The sequence below is a fragment of the Mangrovimonas yunxiaonensis genome, from assembly GCF_000733475.1.
Lineage (GTDB): Bacteria > Bacteroidota > Bacteroidia > Flavobacteriales > Flavobacteriaceae > Mangrovimonas > Mangrovimonas yunxiaonensis.
The window spans coordinates 78507-94623 of record NZ_JPFK01000002.1 but is presented as its reverse complement, the minus strand read 5'-3'; the positions used below and the strand labels follow the sequence as shown (position 1 = coordinate 94623).

The 16117-nt window shown below is 39.5% G+C and carries 14 protein-coding genes; all 14 read left to right on the top strand.

Annotated elements, in window-relative coordinates; genetic code table 11:
- The first annotated feature begins 26 nt into the window (after positions 1-26).
- Positions 27-557: a DUF6913 domain-containing protein gene (locus IA57_RS00450; RefSeq protein WP_036117789.1), complete on the top strand. Its 531-nt coding sequence runs from the start codon at positions 27-29 to the stop codon at positions 555-557.
- Entirely contained in the window at positions 547-1425 is an 879-nt protein-coding gene (gene dapA / locus IA57_RS00445; RefSeq protein WP_036117786.1) for a 4-hydroxy-tetrahydrodipicolinate synthase, read from the top strand. Before IA57_RS00450 ends, dapA begins: the two co-directional genes overlap by 11 nt.
- Positions 1426-1540: 115 nt before the next feature.
- Positions 1541-2353, top strand: coding sequence for an outer membrane protein assembly factor BamD (locus IA57_RS00440; protein ID WP_036117783.1), 813 nt, complete (start codon positions 1541-1543; stop codon positions 2351-2353).
- A gap of 12 nt (positions 2354-2365) precedes the next feature.
- Positions 2366-2695: a DNA-directed RNA polymerase subunit omega gene (locus tag IA57_RS00435; protein ID WP_036117780.1), complete on the top strand. Its 330-nt coding sequence runs from the start codon at positions 2366-2368 to the stop codon at positions 2693-2695.
- A gap of 9 nt (positions 2696-2704) precedes the next feature.
- A complete protein-coding gene (coaBC, locus tag IA57_RS00430; protein WP_036117777.1) occupies positions 2705-3916 on the top strand; it encodes a bifunctional phosphopantothenoylcysteine decarboxylase/phosphopantothenate--cysteine ligase CoaBC in 1212 nt (403 codons plus the stop codon).
- Entirely contained in the window at positions 3909-4793 is an 885-nt protein-coding gene (porD, locus tag IA57_RS00425) for a type IX secretion system protein PorD (RefSeq protein ID WP_036117774.1), read from the top strand. The genes coaBC and porD overlap by 8 nt, the downstream gene beginning before the upstream one ends.
- A 50-nt stretch (positions 4794-4843) precedes the next feature.
- Positions 4844-6496, top strand: coding sequence for a DNA repair protein RecN (gene recN, locus IA57_RS00420; RefSeq protein WP_036117771.1), 1653 nt, complete (start codon positions 4844-4846; stop codon positions 6494-6496).
- Positions 6497-6537: 41 nt separating this feature from the next.
- A complete protein-coding gene (locus IA57_RS00415; protein ID WP_036117768.1) occupies positions 6538-7353 on the top strand; it encodes an enoyl-ACP reductase FabI in 816 nt (271 codons plus the stop codon).
- A 194-nt stretch (positions 7354-7547) separates the two neighbouring features.
- Entirely contained in the window at positions 7548-9782 is a 2235-nt protein-coding gene (locus IA57_RS00410; RefSeq protein ID WP_084176691.1) for a T9SS type A sorting domain-containing protein, read from the top strand.
- A 211-nt stretch (positions 9783-9993) separates the two neighbouring features.
- Positions 9994-11814, top strand: coding sequence for a T9SS type A sorting domain-containing protein (locus IA57_RS00405; RefSeq protein ID WP_036117762.1), 1821 nt, complete (start codon positions 9994-9996; stop codon positions 11812-11814).
- 111 nt (positions 11815-11925) lie between these two features.
- Positions 11926-12930, top strand: a complete 1005-nt coding sequence (locus IA57_RS00400; protein ID WP_036117759.1) for a glycosyltransferase — start codon at positions 11926-11928, stop codon at positions 12928-12930.
- 2 nt (positions 12931-12932) lie between these two features.
- Positions 12933-13901 carry a CdaR family protein gene (locus tag IA57_RS00395; protein WP_036117756.1) on the top strand — a complete coding sequence of 323 codons (969 nt, stop codon included), beginning with the start codon at positions 12933-12935 and terminating at the stop codon, positions 13899-13901.
- On the top strand, positions 13898-14488 hold the full coding sequence (gene coaE / locus IA57_RS00390) for a dephospho-CoA kinase (protein ID WP_036117753.1): 591 nt from the start codon (positions 13898-13900) through the stop codon (positions 14486-14488). Before IA57_RS00395 ends, coaE begins: the two co-directional genes overlap by 4 nt.
- A 77-nt stretch (positions 14489-14565) precedes the next feature.
- Positions 14566-16113 carry a sensor histidine kinase gene (locus tag IA57_RS00385; protein ID WP_229730308.1) on the top strand — a complete coding sequence of 516 codons (1548 nt, stop codon included), beginning with the start codon at positions 14566-14568 and terminating at the stop codon, positions 16111-16113.
- Positions 16114-16117: the final 4 nt, after the last annotated feature.

The window sequence follows — 16117 nt, the reverse complement described above, 5'->3', positions numbered from 1 at the left end:
ACTTTTGTAGAAAGTATAAATATAGAATGATTTTAAAGGGTTTTAAAGAAAAATCTATTAAAAAGCAGTTAAATTTAATCCTTAATGCCTCTAAAGAGAATGTTGAAAACCGCAAGATAAAAAGCATGGGGGTGGTTTTAAATGCTGATGAAATTTCAGATTTCGATGCTTTAAGATCCATAGCAGAGGCTGTTAATGTTAAGCCAAACAAGCTTAAAATTATTGCGTTTTCAAATATAAAACATGAAGGTGCTTGCGCTTGTAACATCTGTTTTAATCCCAAGGATTTTTCTTGGAATGGTAAGATTACCAACCCCGAACTACAAACATTTGTAAAAACAGATTTTGATGTGCTTATAAGCTATTATGCCAAAGAGGTTTTAGAGCTTAAGTACATAACAGCAAAATCTAAGGCAACGTTTAAAGTGGGGATTTTTCAGTTGGATGAGCGACTAAACGATTTAATTGTAAAAACAGATTTAAACCAGATTACAGATTTTAAAAACGAACTGTGTAAATACCTTAAGGTTTTAAACAAATTAGATGATGAACAATAAATTTCAAGGAACAGGGGTTGCTTTAGTAACGCCTTTTAAAGAAGATTTAAGCGTAGATTTCGAAGCGCTTTCAAAACTTGTTGAATACAATATAGAAAACGGTACAAATTACTTGGTTGTTAGTGGAACCACCGGCGAGAGTGCGACCATTACAAAAGCCGAAAAGAAGGCCATTTTAGAGACGGTTGTAAAAACCAACAACAAGCGTTTGCCTGTTGTGTTGGGCATTGGTGGTAACAATACCGCCGCCGTTATAGAGGAAATAAACAACACCAATTTAAACGAGGTAGATGCCCTGCTTTCGGTGTCGCCTTATTATAGCAAGCCAACACAAGAAGGCATTTACCAGCATTTTAAAGCCATTGCCTTAGCGTCTCCAAAACCTATTATTCTCTATAATGTGCCAGGCAGAACCGCTTCTAACATGTTGCCGGAAACCACGTTAAGATTGGCTCGGGATTTTGAAAATATTATCGCCGTAAAAGAAGCCGGCAATAACATATCGCAGTATTTAGAGCTGATAAAAAACAAACCCGAAGACTTCGCGATTATCTCGGGCGATGACGACTTGGCTTTAGGGGTTGCTTTGGCTGGCGGAGCAGGGGTTATTTCTGTTATTGGTCAAGCATTTCCAAAGGAATTTTCAAAAATGATTCAATTGGGGTTGCAGGATAACGTCCAAGAGGCGTATAAAATTCATTTTAAATTAATGGATGTTATTGGGTATATTTTCTCTGAAAATAATCCGGCAGGCATAAAAGCTGTTTTGGCAGAAAAGGGCTTGTGTAAGCCAGAGGTTAGATTGCCTTTGGTTCAGGCAACTAATGCCTTAAAAAAGCAAATTGCCAGCTACATAAAAACCTTCTAAATGTTAAATTAAAATTAAACCCTATATGCCATGGGGTTTAAACTTTAATTTAGCACTAGAAAAATATTTTTAAAATCCATAATAATCAATTAGCTTTGCAGTCTGTTTTTTAACGATGAAGAAACTTTTTTACATAATTATAACGTGCACAATTTTAGCCGCTTGTAGTCCTTACCAAAAAGCTATGAAATCTGAAGAGATTTCAGAAAAATTTCAAGTAGGCGAGGAAATGTTCAACAAAGGCAAGTACGCCAAGGCCAATAAATTGTTTAAGCAAATAGTGCCCAACTACAGAGGGAAACCTCAAGCCGAAAAGTTAATGTTCCTGTATTCCATGACCTTTTATGAAATGAAAGAATATTACTTGGCAGGCTACCAGTTTGATAGGTTTGTTACGGCTTACCCCAATAGCGAAAAAATAGAGGAAGCCGCCTTTTTAAGTGCCAAAAGCTCTTATACGTTATCGCCGGTATACTCTAAAGCGCAAGTAGAAACCAAAGAAGCCTTAAGCAAACTGCAAGAATTTATTAATGTGTACCCAAACTCGCAATACATGCCAGAGGCCAATGCCATGGTTAAGGAATTGGACTTTAAATTGGAGCGCAAAGCTTACGAGATAGCCAAACAGTACAATAAAATTGCAGGATACACGGGCGATTACGAAGCTTCAATAAAAGCCTTCGATAATTTTATTTTCGATTTTCCTGGCTCTAGTTTAAGAGAAGATGCGTTGTTTTACAAATTAGACTCGGCTTATAAGCTAGCCATGAACAGTATTGCTTCAAAAAAGGAAACGCGCTTAGAAAATGCCAAAGCGTATTACAATTCGTTTAAAAAGGCCTACGCCGCATCAGAGCATATAAAAGAAGCAGATAAAATGATCATCGACATAAATAACGAATTGGAGACATTCAATACCAAAAGCTAAATTTTTAAGATAATGGACGTAAAGAAAATTAAGGCACCAACATCAACAACTACATACAACAGAAATGCTATCGACCAACAAACAGGTAACATTTACGAGGCTATTTCTGTTATTGCAAGACGCGCAGAACAAATCAATTCTGAAATTAAAAAGGAATTGATAGAAAAGCTTGAGGAGTTTGCTACCTATAACGATAGCTTAGAGGAAATCTTTGAAAACAAAGAGCAAATAGAGGTGTCTAGATTTTACGAAAGACTACCTAAGCCTCATGCCTTGGCTGTAAAAGAGTGGTTAGACGATAAAATCTATTACAGAAATACAGAAGAAGACGCTAAACTATAATTTAGTTCCATGTCTATTTTAAGCGGTAAAAATATTTTACTCGGCATAAGTGCTGGCATAGCCGCTTACAAAACAGCTACATTGGTCCGGCTTTTTATTAAAGCTGGTGCCAATGTGAAAGTTGTATTAACGCCTTCCGCTAAAGATTTTGTTACCCCGTTAACATTATCAACACTTTCAAAAAATCCAGTCCATACGTCATTTACCAACGACGACGATGATAACGATACGTGGAACAACCATGTAGAGTTAGGCCTGTGGGCAGACGTTATGGTGATTGCCCCAGCCACGGCCAATACCATGTCTAAAATGGCACACGGTACTTGCGATAATTTATTGCTGGCAACCTACCTTTCGGCAAAATGCCCTGTATATTTTGCACCTGCCATGGATTTAGACATGTACAAACACCAATCGACAAAAACCACCTTAAAAACGCTTCAGGCGTATGGCAACGTCATGATTCCTGCCGAAAGCGGTGAACTAGCCAGCGGCTTGGTAGGCGAAGGTAGAATGGCAGAACCAGAACACATACTGGCGTTTATAGAAAACGATATTCTAGGAAAACTGCCCCTAAAAGGAAAAACAGTTTTAATTACGGCAGGCCCCACATACGAGGCTATCGATCCGGTTAGGTTTATAGGCAACCACTCTAGCGGTAAAATGGGCTTCGAGATTGCCAAAGCTTCAGCCAATATGGGGGCTCAGGTTATTTTAATTACAGGGCCAACCAACCAAACCGTTACCCATAGCTTAATTAAGGTTATTCCAGTGGTAAGTGCTCAAGACATGTATCAAGAAGCGCACAACTACTTTAATACTAGCGATATTGCCATCCTATCGGCAGCTGTGTCAGATTATAGACCCAAGCATGTTGCCGACCAAAAAATCAAGAAAAAATCGGATCACCTGCAGCTAGAACTGGTAAAAAACAAAGACATTCTCGCCTCGTTAGGTGCCATTAAAACCTCACAATTTTTAGTGGGATTTGCTCTAGAAACCAATAATGAGCTAGAAAACGCAAAACAAAAGCTGAAAAAGAAAAATTTAAATTTAATTGTATTAAATTCGTTAAACGATACAGGTGCTGGGTTTAAATCGCCAACCAATAAAGTAACCTTTATCGATAATAAAGATCGTATTTTAGAGTTTGAACTAAAGTCGAAAGCCGATGTGGCCAAAGACATTCTAAACGAAATTTTAAATCAGCTTAATGAATAGAATACTTATTGTTTTAATGTTGTTGTCCTGGTCTGGCTTCTCGCAAGAGCTTAACTGCAATGTTGTGGTTAACGCACAACAAACAGGTAACGAAAACCTGCAAATATTCAAAACCCTAGAAAAGCAACTTGCCGAGTTTGTTAATAATACCAAATGGACAGACAAAACCTTCGAAGCGCAAGAAAAAATAAGTTGCGGCATTTTTATAAACATTACAGAATACAATAACGATGTTTATAAGGCGAGCATACAGGTGCAATCTTCCAGACCGGTTTTTGGGTCAACCTATAGCACGCCTGTTTACAACATAAACGACAAGGATTTTACGTTTAAGTATTTAGAATTTCAGAATCTAATATTTAGCCCCAATCAGTTTCAATCTAATCTGGTGTCGGTTTTAGCCTTTCATATCTACATGATTTTGGGTGTCGACGCCGATACGTTTGCCCCCAATGGCGGCGATGTGTATTTTAAACAAGCCCAAACCATAGCCAATTACTCTCAGCAGGAAGGCTCAAAAGGCTGGCGGTTAGAAGACGGCTTGCAATCCAGATATGCCCTAATAGATAACATAAGCGCATCAACCTACAAGGAGTTTAGGGAGGTTATGTATGCTTATCACAGAAAAGGCCTAGACGAAATGCACAGCAATGTAAAATCGGGAAAATCGGGACTGGTAAATGCCTTAAATAGTTTTAACGCCTTACATGCCAGACGCCCAAACTCGTACTTATTACGTGTGTTTTTTGATGCCAAGGCCGATGAAATCGAGCAAATCTTTACCGATGGCCCAAGTGTCGAGATTACAGAACTGTTAAGTACCTTAAATAAGGTCGCGCCCATGCATTCCAGCAAATGGCGTAACATTACATTTTAAGGCGTATTTGTGCCGCTTCTTTTTTCTAGTAGTTACTTAAAAATACTTAAATGCTAGCATCACTGTCTATAAAAAACTATGCACTAATAGAAAAGCTTCAGGTCGATTTCACCCAAGGCTTTACCATTATTACCGGAGAAACAGGCGCTGGAAAATCCATACTTCTAGGAGGCTTGTCCCTTATTTTAGGAAAACGTGCCGATTTGAGTGCCATTAAAAACCCAGAGCAGAAATGCATTATTGAAGCTGTTTTTAACATTGCACCACTAGGCCTACAAGCGTTTTTTGAAAGCGAAGCATTAGACTACGACCCCCAAACCATTATACGAAGAGAAATTTTACCCTCGGGAAAATCCCGGGCCTTTATAAACGACTCGCCGGTAACGCTAAACAGCTTGCAAGCTTTGGCAAGCAAACTAATAGACATCCATTCGCAGCATGAAACCCTGCAATTGGTTACAAATGAATTTCAGTTTAAGGTAATCGACGCCTTGGCGAACAACACCAAAAACTTAATCACCTATCAAGAAGCGCTAAAGGCCTACAAAGCGCTTAAAAAAACGCTGGAAGCCAAAGTAAAAAACAAAGCAGAGGCGATAAAAGAACACGACTACAATGTGTTTTTACTTAACGAACTGGAGGAGGCTAATTTGGTGCCGGGTGAGTTGCAAGCTCTAGAAGAAGAGTACGAAACCCTTAACAATATAGAAGCCATTCAAGAAAAACTGTTGCACTCGCACCAATTGTTGGATAACGAGCAACTAAGCATCCTTTCGATGTTGAATGAATTGAAAAATAACTTTCAGGTTTTGGCCCGTTTTTCAGAACGCTATAAAACCGAAAGCGACCGCATTCAGTCTGTAGTTATCGAAATCGACGATATTTTTTCTGAAATAGAAACCCTACAAGCCGGTTTAGAGACCGATCCCAACCGCTTGCAGCTTGTAGGCGATAAATTGGAACGCATTCATGCTTTAATGAAAAAGCACCTAGTCGATGACGTTGAAGGGCTTATAGCGCTAAAAAACCAGTTGGCCAAAACGGTATCGCAAACCGAACATCTAGATACCGACATCGAAGCCTTGCAAGCGCAAATAAACCTACAAGAAACAGCCTTAAACCAGACCGCAGCTGCCATTAAAAAACAAAGGGAACAAGCCATTCCAAATCTAACAGCACAGCTGCAGGAACTTTTAACACAGCTGGGCATGCCCAACGCCCAATTTAAAGTTCAGTTAGAACCGACAAACGAGTTTTTACCAAACGGTAAAGACGTGCTGTCGTTTTTGTTTACAGCCAATAAAGGCATGCCGTTTAACGAGCTGAAAAAAGCAGCCTCTGGCGGGGAGTTATCCAGAATAATGCTTTCTATAAAATATGTGCTGTCCAAGTACATTCAATTACCATCCATAATGTTCGATGAAATCGATACGGGGGTTTCTGGCGAAGTTTCCAATAAAATGGCCGAAATTATGCTGGCCATGAGCCAAAACATGCAGGTGTTTGCCATTACCCACTTGCCGCAAGTTGCCGCTAAGGGCCACACACACTTTAAAGTGTTTAAAGATAACGATAAGGCCGTTGCAACAACAAACCTACATAAGTTAAACCACGACCAACGTATTGTAGAAATTGCCCAAATGCTTGGCGGGGTAGAAATTTCAAATTCGGCAATGGCGCATGCCAAACAATTATTGAATTAATACTATCTTTGAATTTTAAACAACGAATCAATAACAAGACTATGTCATACAATTTATTAAAAGGTAAGAAAGGAATTATTTTTGGAGCATTAGACGAAAATTCGATTGCTTGGAAAACAGCCTTACGGGTTCATGAAGAAGGCGGTGAGTTTGTGCTAACCAATGCGCCGGTGGCCATGCGTATGGGACAAATAAACAAGCTTGCAGAGCAAACAGGTTCTCAGATTATTCCTGCCGACGCGACATCTTTAGAAGATTTGGAAGCCTTGGTAGAGCAATCGATGGAAATCTTGGGCGGAAAAATAGATTTTGTACTGCACTCCATAGGGATGTCTATTAACGTGAGAAAAGGAAAGCATTATACCGACCAAAACTACGATTGGACTCAAAAAGGCACCGATGTGTCGGCCACCTCTTTTCATAAAGTGATGCAAACCCTTTATAAAAAAGATGCCATGAACAATTGGGGAAGCATCATTGCATTAACCTATATGGCAGCGCAACGCGTGTTCCCAGACTACAACGATATGGCAGATAACAAAGCCTTGCTAGAAAGCATAGCAAGAAGCTTTGGCTATTTCTTCGGAAAAGATAAAAACGTGCGCGTAAACACCATTTCGCAATCGCCAACACCAACAACAGCAGGTCAAGGGGTTAAAGGATTTGATGGCTTTATAAGCTATGCCGATAAAATGTCGCCATTAGGCAATGCCTCGGCGCTAGACTGTGCCAATTATATTGTAAGCATGTTTAGCGACCTAACCAAAATGGTTACCCTGCAAAATTTATTTCACGATGGTGGGTTTTCTAACGTTGGGGTTAGCAACGAGGTTATGGAAGCCTTTGTAAAAGACTAAAAATAGCTTTAAATACAGACTGTTTTAAAAGGGCACCATTGGGGGGCCTTTTTTTTATGCGTTTAAAAAAATCAAGCTTTCGTTTTGTCGGATAAAAACGCTTTTTATCGATTAGAGGAAACTTCTGCTTAAGATGTCTAAAATTATCAATATTTTAACAGTTCAATTAACTACAAACTAAAAAATTTAACTAAATGAAAAAAATTACATTTTACTTTTTCGCGTTATGTTGTTTTGCCTTTTCGTGGCAGGGGATGGCGCAAAGCGTCATTAATATAACAACCAATGGAGGGTCTTACACAGGTGAAAAATGGGTTAGTATTACAACCGAAGCAAATGGAGGAGGAACTCAGATTTGGGGGCAAGGAAATGGCACCCAATGTGATGGAGCTGGATTAATAAATGTAGACATTAATATTGCACCGGGTGTATATTATGTGAATTGTTACGATCAGTATGATGATGGTTGGGATGGAACACTTATTTCTGTAACAGCTTTTGGTAGTGTTATTGGAGATAATGGAGGTGTTTCTCCTAATGATGGAGAAGATACAGATGCTCAATCTTCGTGTGAAGGTACACCAGAAGAATTAGAGGCATCTTTTATGATTACAGTTCCCAATCCACCAACTTGTCTTCCACCATCTGCAATGACAGATGTAGTTGTTACAGCGACTACAGCTGATTTAGAATGGACTGCAGGTGCAAGTGGAGAAACCGCATGGAATTTAGAGTGGAAAGCAGGCGCCGATTTTACACCTGGTAATGGGGAAGCAGATGGTACAGATTCAGCATCTGGGGCTCCGGCTTATAGCGCCATTAACTTAACACCTAATACAACCTATTATGTGTATTACCAAGCCGATTGTGGTGGCGGCGATACCAGTACATGGGCTGGTGCTTTTGTGTTTACCACTGAATGTGCTGCTTATACACCTGATTATACAGCAGATATGTCTACTAATGCGCCAGATTGCTGGAGAGAAGCTACAGAAGGTGACATTGCCTCTGGGCCGGCAGGTTTTGGTAGTGGGTTATGGTATGCAAGTAGCCATAATGGAACGCCTAGTAATGCAATAAACATTTGGTCGGATTATAAAAGTGACTGGCTTATTTCTCCAATTATCGATTTATCTTCTGCAGCGCCTAGCGAATTAAAGGTTTATGTAGCTTTAACAGAAGGTGGGACTAGTGGTTCAGGAGCCGATTTAGGGTCGGATGATGAAGTAGCATTATTAATGACAACCGATGGCGGAGCAACATGGACGACTATGCAATCTTGGACTCAAGGAAATGTACCAACCGATGTCGGGGAGGAAATAACCTACGATTTAACAGCACAAACAGGACAAGTTCAGTTTGCATTTTGGGGGTCTGAAGGTACTGTAAATGATTCTGAAGATGTGTACTTTCATGTAAGTACGTTTGTGGTAAGAGAGATTCCTGCTTGTTCAGACGTTTCAGATATTACTATAGATGGGTTAACAGGGACATCAGTTGATTTTTCTTGGACACAAGAAGATGGTTCAACAACCGATTGGGAATATGTCGTTCAAACAGCAGATTTAGATGCGCCTACAGGTTCAGGTACGGCAGTAAGCGGGACGCCATCTGCTCAAGATGCCACATTAATGGCTGATACATTTTACGAAATATATGTAAGATCTTATTGTGGTGGCTCAGATTATGGTGCTTGGATTGGCCCTGTTGAATTTTATACAGGTCATTGTGTGCCTTCGGGAACAAGTACTTTAACTTATATAGATGTTTTTACTACTACAGGAGCTACAGGTACGAATATAGACAACTCATCTTCTGGTCTATCGATTGATAACTATGGAGATTATTTTGATACTCACACCGTAAGTTTGGCTGCAGATCAAAGTTTTGACTTTAACCTTGAAATTATTTCAGGTAGTGTTGGTTCTGCTATTTGGGTAGATTGGAACAACGATTTACAGTTTGATACTTCTGAAGTTTTATTCTCAACGACTTCTTATGGATATGGCCAGACAGGAACAATAACGGTGCCTAGTGGTACTCCAAATGGGGATTATAGAATGCGTGTTTTAATAGATTATAGTGATAGCAATCCTGGTGATGACGATGCTTGTTCTTTTACCTATGGTAGAGGAGAAGCTGAAGATTACAAATTAACAGTTGATAGCTCGTTATCTACTGATAGTTTCGTGTTAAATGAAAAGTTATTCACTTACTACCCTAACCCGGTAAACAACGAGTTAAACTTAAAGGCACAACGCAACATAAGCAACGTGTCTGTGTATAACATGTTGGGGCAGGAAGTGGTTAGAACGGCTCCTAATGCAGTAATTAGCAATGTAGACATGTCGGCATTACAGGCAGGCGCTTACTTTGTTAAAGTAACTGTAGACGGTACCACCGAAACCATTAGAATTATTAAGAAATAATCCTTTTAAAATAAGGTATTAAAAAGGCGTCTTTTAAAGGCGCCTTTTTTTGTTTGTAACAACAACAAATAAAAACTTTATAATTAAAGGCACTTCATTAGTCGGTAAAAAAAGAAAGTTTAACGAATGTTGCTACAGCTTTAAGTTGTATTTGAAAAAATATTAATACCTTAAAGATGAGCTAATTATTAATCAATTTAAAACTGGCGCAATGAAAAAAATTACATTATGGCTTTTTGCCTTGTGTAGTCTTGCTTTTTTATGGCAAGCTAACGCACAATCCCAATCCACAGAAAACTTTGGTGCCTTTGGTAGCGATGCAGCCCCAACGGTCTTAACCATTAACAGTACCGATATTACGGTAAACCAAGGACAGCCCATTCAGGCAGTTTCGTTAGGGACATTTACTTCTCATTATGATAGTCCTACAGGAGGAACAGGATGGTGTGGCGATTGGTATGATTTTAGTTTAGCCGTAACAGGAGGCGTTGCCAATGGCACGTCTATCCCAAATGGATGTGATGCCGATTTTAATGGTCTGGATGTTACGGGCTTTACCACCATAACCATAACTTCTAATAATATTGACCCCTGGATAGATACCGTTTATTTTGATATCGATTTGGAGGTAACCTACCAAACCCCATCGTGTTTGGCCCCAACAAACATGGCTGCCAGCAACGTAACAATAAGTGCTGCCGACTTGTCTTGGGCCGCTGGGGGAGGTGAAACGGTTTGGTATTTAGAATGGAAAGCCGCAGCCAATTTTACACCCGGAAACAGCGAGGAAGATGGTGCCGATACGGTGTCTGGGACACCAGAGTATAACGGCATGTTAACCTCCTTAATGTCAGACACGGTATATTATGTGTATTATCAAGCCGATTGTGGCGGAGGCGATATAAGCGCTTGGAGCTCATTTACCTTTACCACAGAAGCGTTACCACCCGCGAATGATGATTGTGCAAACGCAATACCCATAACAATAGGCCTGGAGATGTGTGGTCCAGAAGTAATAGGAAGCAATGTTAACGCCTCAAATTCGGGTGTTTCCCAAGCAAGTTGCGCAGTCGCAACCTATGGAGGTGGCGACATTTGGTATACCTTTACAATGCCATCAGGAGCAACAGAAATTAATTTTTCAGTAAATAGTTCAGATTTTTCCACCACACAAGTAGAGCTGTATAGCGGTGCTTGCGGCGCATTGGTAGAAGAAGCATGTGCCACAGCATCATCAGCGACCTTTTCAGGCTTGTCTTCTAGTGCAACCTACTATTTGCGTATTTACGATTGGGGCAATGATGATTTTGGCGATGTGGCATTTTGTGCGGGTACGCCAGTATCACCGCCGGCAAATGACGATTGTGCAAACGCCGAAGTTTTGGTTCAGGAAACCAACATAACCAGTGCCGACTTGGCAACATCGCACCCTGGAACCATTGAAAGCGCTACAGACTCAGGACTTGAGGCTGAAGAATGCAATAGCTTTTCGGGGACTGCAAACGATGATGTTTGGTATGCCTTTGAAGCCCTTACAGAAAATGTGAATATTACAGTTAATGATGAGGCTGTTTTTATAGATATTGTTATTCAGGCCTACTCGGGAGCGTGCGGAGCATTGGTTAACATTGGCTGTGCCGACGCTGGCAACCCAGAAGAGGTTATGCTTACAGGGCTAACCATTGGCGACACCTATTACTTTAGGGTTTATCAATACAGTGATTCTTCAACCACAATAGGGAAAACCTTTAATGTTAAGCTATGGTCTTCTGATGCGCTATCGGTATCCAATGCTCAAGAAAAGGCGTTGTTTGCCTATTCGCCTAATCCCGTGAACAACATGTTAAACATAAAGGCCCAGCACCATATTACCCAAGTGGCTGTGTATAACATGTTAGGCCAGCAAGTGGTTGATATGGCGCCTAATGCCGTAAGTAGCGAGGTAGACATGTCGTTATTACAGGCGGGAGCGTATTTTGTTAAAGTTTCTGTAGACGGTAAAACCGAAACCATTAGGATTATAAAAAAATAGCTGTTAGCCTATCACTCAAAAAAAGCCGCTTCACACTAAGCGGCTTTTTTAGGTGTTAAGTTGTAAGAAAAACCTATTGATAAAAAAGACACTTTGGTTACCTTTGTTTCTATGTCAGAAAGCAGCTTTTCATTTATTATTCCTGTTTACAATAGACCAGAGGAAATTCGTGAGTTATTAGAAAGTTTTAAGGCTTTAAAAACCGAATTGCCTTACGAGATTGTTATTGTAGAAGACGGCTCTCAAGAGAAAAGCGATGCCGTAGTTCGGGACTTTCAAGAAGCATTAGACATCTCGTATTATTATAAGGAAAATTCTGGTCCTGGCGATTCCAGAAATTATGGTATGGCAAAGGCCAAAGGCAATTATTTTATCATTTTAGATTCCGATTGCATTTTACCCAACCACTATTTAAATGCGGTTGATGCGAGCTTAAAAGAAGCCTTTGTGCACTGCTTTGGCGGGCCAGATGCTGCGCACGAATCGTTTTCTAAAGTGCAAAAGGCCATTAATTTTTCTATGACATCTTTTATAACAACGGGAGGCATAAGGGGCAAGGAAAACAGTGTTGGGAAATTTCAGCCCAGAAGCTTTAATATGGGACTGTCTAAAACAGCTTTTCTGGCCACACAAGGGTTTGGGAAAATTCATCCGGGCGAAGATCCAGACCTTACCATAAGGTTATGGCGCTTGGGGTATAAAACAAAACTAATTCCTCATGCTTTTGTGTACCATAAACGACGCATTTCCTGGCGCAAGTTTTATAAGCAGGTGAATAAGTTTGGGCTGGTACGCCCCATTTTAAACAAACGCTACCCAGAAACAAACAAACCCGTATTTTGGATGCCTACACTATTTGTTGCAGGGTTGTTGGTAGCCTTGTTACTAGCCGTATTGGGAAATACCCTGCTTTTAATGGCATACGCATGTTATTTTACGCTTGGTTTTTTGGTTGCTTTGTGGGATACCAAAAACCTGTATGTGGCAATTATGGCGGTATATGCAATTTTTATACAGTTTTTGGGGTATGGTTGGGGGTTTCTCAGGGCGACATGGTTTGTAGGCGTGCTTAACAGAAACCCTAAACAGGTATTTCCGCATTTATTCTTTAAATAGCTATGGTAAGACGTATAAAGTATAAAGTATTGGCTTCAATAAGAAGTAAGCGCATAAATGTGTTTTTACTTTTTATGGCCTTGTCCTTTATAATATTACTGCTTTTAAAACTCTCGAATACCTACACAAAAACAATAGCTTTTGAGGTGCTTAAAGAGCAGGTGCCGGAGGAGAAGGTCATCGTAAAGGATAGTTTGCATCAATTGCACATCACCTTAAAAACCAATGGATTTAATTTGTTGACATATTACATAAACAAACCAGCGATAAAAATTAACTTTAAAGACGATGTGACTATGGTAGATTGTTTGTATGTCTGGAACAAGTCTAATGCGTTTTCTAAAGTAACCCAACAGTTTGGAAAAGACATCGAACTAATGAGCATTACCCCAGATACCTTAAAGTTTAGGTATGATAAGCAGGCTGTTAAAAGCGTGCCGGTAACGTTAAATGCCTTAATTACGTTTAGTCCTGGTTACGATTTGCTAAAGCCTATCGCGCTTACTCCCGATTCGATTAAAATTATAGGGCCAGAAGTTTTAGTCCAGGCCATTACCCATATAGAAACCGATTCCTTAAAACTTAAAGGATTAAAAACCGAAGTTCAAAAGCCGGTAACGTTAAAATTGCCAGATAACAAGGCGGGAAATTTAAAGTTTGCAGCAAACACCGTTACAGCCCATATTACTGTCGATAAGTTTACCGAAGGGTATTTAAGTGTTCCCATAAGCATCATTAACCTACCAGAGGATGTTTCGATTAAATTTTTTCCCAAAAAGGTAAATGTATCGTATTATACCAGCTTGGCAAGCTTTAATCAAATTTCAACTAAAGACTTTAGGGTTGTTTGCGATTATAATCAGGTGCTGAATGGGGCGGGAATTTTAACACCAAAAGTTGTTAGACAACCAGAGCAGGTTAGGCACGTTAAAGTAGATCAAAAACAAATCGAGTTTATTATTGTAAAATGATTATAGTAGGGATTACAGGCGGTATAGGAAGTGGCAAAACAACTGTTGCCAAAATGTTTAATAAGCATTTTGGAATTCCTTTATACCTTGCCGATACTGAGGCCAAAACGCTTATGCAAACGTCCAAGCCTATAAAAGAAGAGCTTACAGCACTTTTTGGCGAGGCAGCATATATAAACGGGGTTTTAAATAGAACTTACTTGGCCGAACAGATTTTTAGCGATAAAAGCAAGCTGGAGAAAATGAATGCCATTATCCACCCAAGAGTTGCCCAACACTTTTTAGACTGGGCCAACCAGCAACATGCTCCTTATGTTTTAAAAGAAGCTGCTATTTTGTTCGAATCGGGGAGTTACAAGCAATGCGATTTTATTATTACCGTAACAGCACCCTTAAAAGTAAGGATCGCACGGTTGCTAGAACGCGATGAAACGACCGAAGAAAAAATAATGACCATTATTGAGAACCAATGGAGCGATGAAAGAAAAATAGCACGTTCCGATTTTGTGATTAACAACCTTACCATTAAAGAAACCGAGGCCCAAGTTGTTGAAACACACGCAAAAATCCTTACCTTAATAGAGTAATTTTCGCATTTTAACATTTTTGTTAATGTAAGGTTAAATCCTACAGCGGCTAAATGTTAAAATCTTAATTTTGAACGATGAGCAAAAAGTTATTCATCATACTCGTCCTACTTATGAGTTTGTCGCTTGTGGGCATTATATTCGTTCAAGCCTACTACATCAACAACTCCATAAAAAACGAGGAAGAGCAATTTACATTTAATGTAAAGAAGGCACTTAGCTATACATCGCAAGCCATAGAGGAACGCGAATTTAAAGAACACGTAGTCAAGTTCGAGAAAATGTTCCCAGAAGGTGTAGAGGTCGATACCATGGGGTATCGGGAGCTTTATTTAAAAACAGAAGACCCAAGCTCTAACGATGTGCTAATTTATAGAAATAGCGTGCTGGAAGAAAACTATAAGTTGTCATCATCGATCTTTGACATAGGTTTAGATAGTATTAACATCCGTAAGGTGTTAAGCGAGAGGGAAACAAAAGTATTTAGGGGAAATAACCTAGATGCCATGTTGCTGGATATAGGAAAACTAACGCGAAGCAGGGAAGTTTTTTACGACGATGCCTACAAGGATTTGTCGTTTAGAGTGCCCATTTACAAACGTGTGGGGAGTGAAGAAATTCATAAACTGTTAAAAAGAAAGCTAACAGAAGACAACATAAAGCTAGATTTCGAATTTGCTATTTACAGCAACAATTTGGCCACCAAAGTACAGAGTAGTGATTTCGAACTTCAAAAAGCATCGACTTTTAGCGTGCCCATTTTTCAAAATGACAACGACTTGAACAACTACCAGTTGTTGGTGAATTTCCCTCATAGAAACAAGTTTTTGCAATCCTCGATGATAAGAATGACCCTGTTGTCCATAATTTTTACATCCATTATTGTTATCGCCTACTACAGTGCACTGGCGCAGTTGTTAAAGCAACGTAAGATCTCTGAAATTAAGTCGGATTTCATTAACAACATGACCCACGAATTTAAAACCCCCATTGCAACCATTAATTTAGCATTGGATGCGATTAGGAACCCAAAAATTATAGACGATAAAGAAAAGGTCATGCGGTACTTAAACATGATAAAAGATGAAAACAAACGCATGCATGCCCAAGTAGAAAACGTGTTGAGAATATCTAAACTAGAAAAAAACGAACTTAATATTAGTAAAGAGCGCGTTAAGCTTCACGATTTAATAGAAGATGCCATATCGCATGTTGCGTTAATTATTGAAGACCGGCAAGGGTTTATAAAAACCCATTTACAGGCCGATAAATCGTCGGTGCTGGCAAACGAAACCCACTTTACTAATGTTATCGTTAATATTTTGGACAATGCCATAAAGTACTCGCCAAATCCACCTAAAATTGATGTTTATACCGAAAATGTAGGCACAAACGTTATTTTAAGGATTAAAGACCAAGGTAGTGGGATGAGCAAAGTGGCCCAAAAACATGTGTTCGATAAATTTTATAGAGAACACACCGGAAATATACATAATGTAAAAGGGCATGGGCTAGGACTGGCCTATGTAAAACAAATAGTAGATGACCACCAAGGTCATATATCAGTAGAAAGTGAAAAAGACAAAGGAAGTACCTTTATAATAAAACTTCCATTAATATCGTAAAGCT

Bases quoted from the DNA above. Each gene is read 5' to 3' on its own strand.
- IA57_RS00440 (WP_036117783.1), top strand. From the start codon at position 1,541: ATGAAGAAACTTTTTTACATAATTATAACGTGCACAATTTTAGCCGCT.
- dapA (WP_036117786.1), top strand. From the start codon at position 547: ATGAACAATAAATTTCAAGGAACAGGGGTTGCTTTAGTAACGCCTTTT.
- IA57_RS00405 (WP_036117762.1), top strand. From the start codon at position 9,994: ATGAAAAAAATTACATTATGGCTTTTTGCCTTGTGTAGTCTTGCTTTT.
- IA57_RS00395 (WP_036117756.1), top strand. From the start codon at position 12,933: ATGGTAAGACGTATAAAGTATAAAGTATTGGCTTCAATAAGAAGTAAG.
- recN (WP_036117771.1), top strand. From the start codon at position 4,844: ATGCTAGCATCACTGTCTATAAAAAACTATGCACTAATAGAAAAGCTT.
- IA57_RS00450 (WP_036117789.1), top strand. From the start codon at position 27: ATGATTTTAAAGGGTTTTAAAGAAAAATCTATTAAAAAGCAGTTAAAT.
- IA57_RS00410 (WP_084176691.1), top strand. From the start codon at position 7,548: ATGAAAAAAATTACATTTTACTTTTTCGCGTTATGTTGTTTTGCCTTT.
- porD (WP_036117774.1), top strand. From the start codon at position 3,909: ATGAATAGAATACTTATTGTTTTAATGTTGTTGTCCTGGTCTGGCTTC.
- IA57_RS00415 (WP_036117768.1), top strand. From the start codon at position 6,538: ATGTCATACAATTTATTAAAAGGTAAGAAAGGAATTATTTTTGGAGCA.
- IA57_RS00400 (WP_036117759.1), top strand. From the start codon at position 11,926: ATGTCAGAAAGCAGCTTTTCATTTATTATTCCTGTTTACAATAGACCA.
- IA57_RS00435 (WP_036117780.1), top strand. From the start codon at position 2,366: ATGGACGTAAAGAAAATTAAGGCACCAACATCAACAACTACATACAAC.
- coaE (WP_036117753.1), top strand. From the start codon at position 13,898: ATGATTATAGTAGGGATTACAGGCGGTATAGGAAGTGGCAAAACAACT.
- IA57_RS00385 (WP_229730308.1), top strand. From the start codon at position 14,566: ATGAGCAAAAAGTTATTCATCATACTCGTCCTACTTATGAGTTTGTCG.
- coaBC (WP_036117777.1), top strand. From the start codon at position 2,705: ATGTCTATTTTAAGCGGTAAAAATATTTTACTCGGCATAAGTGCTGGC.